General features: G+C 37.2%; 2 protein-coding genes. Both read right to left on the bottom strand.

Translation table 11 applies throughout. The features are described 5' to 3' along the window. Positions 1-79: 79 nt before the first annotated feature. Positions 80-1,015 carry an NAD-dependent epimerase/dehydratase family protein gene (locus AC1DG9_RS26850; RefSeq protein WP_288879488.1) on the bottom strand — a complete coding sequence of 312 codons (936 nt, stop codon included), beginning with the start codon at positions 1,013-1,015 and terminating at the stop codon, positions 80-82. Positions 1,016-1,105: 90 nt separating this feature from the next. Further along, positions 1,106-1,576 (bottom strand): Crp/Fnr family transcriptional regulator (locus tag AC1DG9_RS26845; RefSeq protein WP_477635667.1); only part of this gene is annotated, 471 nt, incomplete at its 5' end.

Below are 1,576 nucleotides of genomic sequence, written 5' to 3'. Positions count from 1 at the left end.
GCTTAATAATGAAAATATTTTAATCGACTTAAACTATCGTTCCTTAATGTATTTGTGAGAATATTAACAATGTGGATTTTTATTTTGCCCGGTATAAAGTCTCTGACATGTGCTTTATTCCTTCTTTATAACTGGTGGGTTTTATCTTAAATGTATTTTCAAATTTTGAAGAATTGAAATTGTAGTCATGATCATATTGATAATACATCTCTACAGTTCCGGCTACAATTTTTTTAAATAAACCAACCAGCTGAAGCATAAATTTATTAATAGTAGTGTGAGCAGGCTTTACCCCATAAATTTCGGCAGCCAATGTTATAAATTCCTTTCCTGTTATTGGTGCAGCAGTAGGCAAATGCCATATCTGATTATCAGAATCTGGTGTTTGCCCTAAAAGATACATTGCTTTGCCAGTATCAGGTATGTAAGTGAAATTGTGTAACACTTTCGGGTCGCCAATCCATTGTGCAGATGTTTTTTTTGCATACTTATCTAATACCATCATATCCAGAAAACTATTCATAGAATCTGTACCATAAAAATCTGCAGCCCGGGCAATTGTAGCTTGTATGTTTCCTGCTTTAACCTCCTCCATCAGTTGTGTAGCTATACGCGCCCTAACTTCACCTTTCACACTAATTGGGTTGTATGGTGTTGTCTCAAGCATGGGACCTTTAACCAGCCCGTACATATACACATTGTCGAAAAATATTAACCTCGCCTGCGTTTCTTTTGATGCGTTAATCAGGTTCTGCATAATTACTGGCCATTGTTGCTGCCATATGGTTTTATCATAAATCAGACCTGCGCACATGTAAACTACAGCAGAACCTTTTACAGCAGCCAATACCTCTGCATAGTTTAACAGATCAGCTTTTTGCCAGGTAACGTTGGTACCTGTAACTTTAAGTGGCCTGCGACTTACCAGGCGAATAGTTTCATTAGGATTATGGTTTAATAATTCTTTTGTAAGCGCGTTTGCTGTTGGCCCGCCGGCACCTAATATAGTATGCATGTCTTTTCGATTTGTATGATACAAATATAGCTGAGGTCTGTAAACCAAAACGTTAACAAAAGATAAGAAATTAATTATGGGTGCCTGGAGTTAGGCGTATATTAAAGTCCTTTTTCTTATCCGCGAAAGTGACACAGGTGTAATGCCCAAAAAATTGGCAACATAATGTTGTGGTACACGTTGCATAATTTCAGGCGTTGTTTCGAGCATTTTAAGATAACGTTCTTCAGGAGTTTCAGTAATAAAAGATGTGATCCTGTCTTCGTAACAGCAGATGTAATGTTCTGCAACCAATCGGCCGAAACGTTCCATCTTGTAGCCCAATAATGGATGATTAAGCATCAGGTCCATGTTTTTACGGGAAATAAGTATCAGTCCCGTTTGTTCAAGCGCTTGTATGTATCCAGTGCAGGGGTGCTGCGTAAGAAAGCTTTTGTAAGAGCTTACAAATTCATTTTCAAAACTGAAATACCCAGTTATTTCTATGCCATCCTTAACATGGTAATAGCGAACTGAACCATTTACAATAAATCCAATATCATTACAAACTTTATCCTTAAC

It is taken from the genome of Pedobacter sp. 05L430 (assembly GCF_056397585.1).
The sequence above is the reverse complement of the archived record's forward strand: the minus strand, read 5'-3'. Positions and strand labels throughout refer to the sequence as shown.

What these genes read in the sequence shown, in the direction of transcription:
- AC1DG9_RS26850 (WP_288879488.1), bottom strand. Translation starts at nt 1,015, where the DNA reads ATGCATACTATATTAGGTGCCGGCGGGCCAACAGCAAACGCGCTTACA.